This window comes from Deltaproteobacteria bacterium (genome assembly GCA_012522415.1).
Lineage (GTDB): Bacteria > Desulfobacterota > Syntrophia > Syntrophales > JAAYKM01 > JAAYKM01.
This window is the reverse complement of record JAAYKM010000155.1, coordinates 1-5307: the sequence shown is the minus strand read 5'-3', so window position 1 is coordinate 5307 and position 5307 is coordinate 1. Positions and strand designations below refer to the sequence as shown.

Here is a 5307-nt window from a genome sequence, read left to right as displayed (position 1 = left end):
TTTGGGCGCCATCGAGATCACCCGAGTGCGCCTCGGCATCAGAGCGTCGGGAGAAAAGGCCAAGGCCCGAAACGTCGCTCTCCGCAAGTCCATGACAGAGAAGAGCGCCTTTTCGGAAATGATCGCGAAAGCCTCGGCCATGGCCAAAGACCACTTGAGGAGCCGGATTGACCGGGAACGTGGGACAAAAGTAAAAAGGGCCCGGAACATGCCACGGGCAAGCCTCACAAGGGGCTGATACAGACTCTTCGCAAGGAAATGTGGGTAAAACGATCCCACCATTTCCCGCATATCTTAAACCCGAGTCAAGGGCAGAGGCTGGTTCCAACGGTTGCGGTCCCGGTCGTAAAACCACTTATCGGGAAAACCACGATAACGGATGTAGGTCGGGTTTTCAGCCCAGCAGGAAAGCTCCTCATAGGCCTCGTGAATCCGCCGGAACTTTTCAGATTTGCCGCCCACATCGGGATGATTCTTTTTGGCTTCCTGGCGGTAGGCCGTCTTGATCATCTGTTTCACATCCGGCGAGGTGAGCACCGCCCGATCTAGATTCAAGTGAACGAGATGGACTCGCCCGACGGACGGGGCGCACCTGACCATGGGTTTGACTGAACCCGTGGATATTGTGTTTCGGAGAGCCTGCTGCAGTACCCGGCAAGAGGCCAGGTAGTTTTTTTTGGTCCGCTCCTTTTCCTCCCACCAGATCCCGCCCAAAATGTTGGCCATGGTGCTGAAGTCTTCTGCTGGTTTTTTCCCCGGGGAACGGGGATAACAAAAACGGAAGGTATCCTGCCTACCATATGGAAGGACATCCATGAAAATTTGTTCGTCGGAAAAGCAGAAGGTGGCGTATTGGGCGTTCAGCGCTTGAATGAGTCCGGTGCGCAGGTCGAGCTTGAACTGGAGACGGCGGCGACATGCGGGGGAACAGTAGCGTTGTCGGTTGGTGATGGCTGGGGTCCCGCAGGAAAGACAGCGCCTGCCGTTGTTCACGATCTTCGCTAAAGTCAGATTATGGGCGTGGTACTCGTACATCTTGTTGATTTACAGTTTGTTTCCTTGTTTTGGCCGGAGATCCAGCCTACGGTTCCGGGCATATCACGTTTTATCGACGATTTCAAATGATCCTCGGATTTGCCTCCTGGCCGCTGCGGCAACTCAGTCCTTGGTGAGCGGAATTCATCTTAGGATTACCTCCCGGCTCGAGACAGGTTATGTGGCACTTGCTCGTCCATCTGCAAAACAAAGAACACATGAAAGAATATCGGCAAAAGACAGGAATGAGTCCGGTGCGCAGATCGCGCTTGAACCGGAGACAAACGAAATGTTTCGCAGCATCCAGGCGATCCAAGCCGTGTACCCCGGGCGTTGTTTATTCCCTTCATTTCCCTTGCAACACCCAACATCTTTTTGTAACGTTTCACCTGGTCTCATGGTCCATTCATTTTTATTAAATTGATCGGCGTGTACAAGGAGCTACGGTGTCGGAGCCAACCAACGGAAACAACAATCATAATAACCGGCAAAAGTGGCTGCGCGGCCTAACTCTTTTTTCCGCGGCTCTTCTGATTCTCGGCGGCCTGTACTGGTTTTTATTCATCCACAACAAGGTTTCCACCGACAACGCCTACGTCATGGCAGAAAGTGCCAAGATCAGCAGCCGAATCCCCGGTACGGTTCAGGATATTTTCGTCGAGAACGACGATGCCGTCACACTGGATCAGGAACTCGTATCACTGGATCCCCGGGACTATCAACTGGCAGTCGATGAAGCGCAGGCGGTCCTCACCCGAACCGAAGCGGAACTGAAGGCCATGGGCCTTTCTGTTTCCCAGAGCGATATCCAGACCGCAGCCCAACAGGACTCAGCCCAGAGCGGCGTCGGGGAGGCCCGGGACCGGATTCGGGAAAGCGAACACAAACTGGAAGCGTTAAAACAGCAGCGGATCGCCACGCAAGCTGATTTGACGATTGCCCGCCGCGATTTCGAACGCTACGACAGGCTCCTCAAAGAACAGGCCATTGCGCAGCAGCAATGGGATCGAGCTCGGAACATCCTGGACAGGACAACAGCCCAGCTGGCTGCAATCGATTCGGATATCAGCGCTGTCGAAGCGTCGGTAGCCGCCGCCCATCAGGGAGAGGCGCGCAGCCGTGCCCAGTGGTCGGTTGCCAAAGGGGGGCGTTACAGCGTAGGCATTCTACGACAGCAGTTTGCCGCCCTTCGCGCCAAACGGGAGGAAGTGTCCGCCCAACTCCAAGAGGCACGTCTGCGTTTGACGTATTGTACGATCACAGCGCCTATCGGCGGCTTCATAGCACAAAAACGCGTCCAGAAAGGGGATCGTATTCAGCCGGGACAGGTGTTGATGGCCGTCGTACCTCTCGAAGGGGTCTATATCGAGGCCAATTTCAAGGAAACACAACTGAAGCATGTCCGGATTGGTCAGCCCGTTACAATCAAGGCCGATATTTACCCCGGATATACCTTTGAGGGAAAGGTGAGTGGCATTCGCGCCGGGACGGGCGCGGCTTTTTCCCTGCTGCCGCCGGAAAACGCCACCGGCAACTGGATCAAGGTTGCCCAGCGCGTACCCGTTAAAATTCGTCTCAACAGGAAGCCACCTCCCGATCATCCTCTCAGGATAGGTTTGTCGGTCATTGCGACAATCCACACGAAAGATCGCCAGGGATCCATGTTGATGGCGGTCTCTGATTCAGTGGAAAAAGAGCGTTGAATCGGTTTCAGCCACCGGGTAGGCCCAATGCATGATCCCGCCGCCGGCCCCGCATGTCAAAAAATGGTTCATCGCCGCCGATTTCATGCGGGTCACCCAGCCCGGGGCTTCGAGCCCGTCCCTCAGCCTTGTGTTCGCCCCTCTCGGATGTACTCTTTTTCATCAGACGTTTTTCCCGGAAAGCATACACCCGACCGGACCCGTTCCTTCAGAGCCTCTACCCTAAAATCCTCCAACCGGACCTGGCAGAGCCGGGTGGGCATTCTTCAGATTTTGTGCCAAGGCGTGCTGTGACAGTCCGGCATGCTGGCCCTGCACGATACTTTCTGTGTCGTAAGGCTGGATGACGCCCTGTCCTTGTCTCATCGGCAGTCCTGTTCAGGTGTCCCAAGGGGATGGCCAGGAACTGCTCACTCATCGACCCAATGACGGCGATCGGACGTATGAGCGTTTTCTCGTAGTGAATGATCATCAAAAGAACCCAATCCCATGATACCGTTTCTCCGGCGGAACCGATCGTCGTTTAACGGATCAGGAGATCCATCAAAATTTTGGTTTATAGAAGTCTGTTGGTGAGATAAGGTAACCTGCGCCAATAGAAGATAAAATATTTTTCTCCACTCGGTATGCGTCGGCGGATCGCGGCGATAAAATATCGCATGTCAACACCCTTTGATTGCGTACCCCCGAAACGCCGACAGCAGGCAACAACGCATCTTTCTCGATGGACAGGCGCATATGACCTCGCAAAGAACGCCCCCCCGCATCAACAAGTGGCTGATTGCCGCAATCATCATGCTGCCGACTTTTCTCCATGTGATGGACATCAGCGTCGTCAATGTTTCCCTACCGCACATCCAGGGCAGCCTGAATGCCGGCGTGGACGAAGTAACCTGGGTAATCACCTCCTATCTCGTTACCAATGCGATCATCATTCCCATCGCTCCCTGGCTGGCCCGGCTCTTCGGAAGAAAACGATATCTGCTGGCATCGGTCGCCCTGTTCACGCTCAGCTCGCTTGCCTGCGGCGCTTCCACCTCTTTGACCATGCTGATATGCTTCCGGGTGCTCCAGGGTCTTGCCGGTGGAGGACTTGCTCCGCTGGGACAGGCTATTCTTCTTGAAACCTTTCCTCAGAAGGAACACGGAATGGCCAACGCCATCTTCGGCATGGGCGTGACCGTCGCGCCGGTTCTGGGTCCTGTCTTCGGAGGTTGGCTGACCGATCAGTGGAGCTGGCCATGGGTGTTTTATATCAATCTTCCCGCGGGCGTGATGGCGTTCTTTCTGCTCAAGGCCTTTATAGCCGATCCTCCCTACCTGCGAAGCACCCGCATGCATATCGATACCTGGGGGATCCTCTTTCTCAGCGTCGGACTGGGTTGTCTGCAGGTGGTTTTGGACAAAGGGGAAAGGGAAGACTGGTTTTCCTCCCGATTCATTATCACTTTAGGTGTTATCGCCGTCGTCAGTCTCCTTATCTTTTTCTGGGTGGAACGCAAAACGCCTTATCCGGTGGTCGATCTCAAGCCCTTCCGGAATCGAGGCTTTGCAGCCGCCAATGTGATTAACTTTTTTGGTTATTTCACCTTGCTCGGCAGCATTGTGCTCCTGCCCCTGTATCTCCAGAAACTCATGGGTTATACAGCGCTTTGGGCCGGACTTGTCCTGGGACCCGGGGGATTCACCAGTCTTATCATTATGCCTATAGCCGGCTTTTTAATGATCAGGGGAATGAACCCCAAATGGCTTTTGGGTATCGGGTTGGCCCTGCAAGCTGTTTCTCTTTGGATGATGGCGGCTTTCAACCTGGAAGTCGACTTTATGTACGTCGCCTGGCCACGCATTGTCCTGGGGCTGGCTCTGGGACTCTTTTTCGCTCCCGTGGCGACAGCGGCTTTCGCCAATATCCCCAAGGAAGAGATCGGTAACGCATCAGGAATCTTCAACCTTTTGCGCAATCTCGGCGGGAGCGTCGGTATCGCCTTTTGCACGACCATACATTCCCAGCGCGCACAATTACACCAAACTTTTCTCACTGAAAACATCACGCCATCGAATCCGGCCTACCAGCATTACTACCAGGAGATCCTCCAATGGCTCCAGATTCACAAACCCGCTCTGGCCAACTCGGAAGGCGTCTTATCCATCATCTATCAGGAGGTTTTGAGGCAGGCCAACATGCTGGCTTTCAACGACACCTTTTGGCTGTTGGGTTGGCTTACCGCCTGCCTGGTGCCCACCGTATTGCTGTTGCAGGCTCCCAAAGAGAAGCATCCGAACCATCCCGGCGATCAGGGCTGACCGCTGCGTCATGTTAAACACAAATGGATATAAACAATACATATTTATTGCCCATATGGATACTAATGATACGATATATTTAGCAGATTAACCCGTTTCCCAGGGGTGAATCAGAATTTTATTTGTAATTACAGCTAATTACACCACCTTGCCGTCATTGGCACACCCCTTGCTGTATTAAAAACAAAATCATCACTGAAAGGAGAAAACATCATGAAACGACGTATCGCAATCGTGGCGGGTATCTTGCTGGCCGGTCTGATAG

General features: G+C 53.8%; 4 protein-coding genes. 3 read left to right on the top strand and 1 reads right to left on the bottom strand.

The window, feature by feature from the left end; all coding sequences use genetic code 11:
* A partial coding sequence (locus tag GX147_11190; GenBank protein NLN61233.1) for a hypothetical protein occupies positions 1–238 on the top strand: 238 nt, incomplete at its 5' end.
* Positions 239–294: 56 nt separating this feature from the next.
* On the opposite strand, the gene GX147_11185 is transcribed toward GX147_11190, so the two are convergent.
* The gene (locus GX147_11185; GenBank protein ID NLN61232.1) at positions 295–1035 is read right to left on the bottom strand and encodes a J domain-containing protein; all 741 of its coding nucleotides are present in this window, start codon (positions 1033–1035) and stop codon (positions 295–297) included.
* A gap of 446 nt (positions 1036–1481) precedes the next feature.
* Between GX147_11185 and GX147_11180 the strand changes: the two genes are divergently transcribed.
* Both GX147_11180 and GX147_11175 read left to right on the top strand, forming a co-directional pair.
* Positions 1482–2738, top strand: a complete 1257-nt coding sequence (locus GX147_11180; GenBank protein NLN61231.1) for an HlyD family secretion protein — start codon at positions 1482–1484, stop codon at positions 2736–2738.
* A 738-nt stretch (positions 2739–3476) separates the two neighbouring features.
* A complete protein-coding gene (locus GX147_11175) occupies positions 3477–5042 on the top strand; it encodes a DHA2 family efflux MFS transporter permease subunit (GenBank protein ID NLN61230.1) in 1566 nt (521 codons plus the stop codon).
* Positions 5043–5307 lie beyond the last annotated feature (265 nt).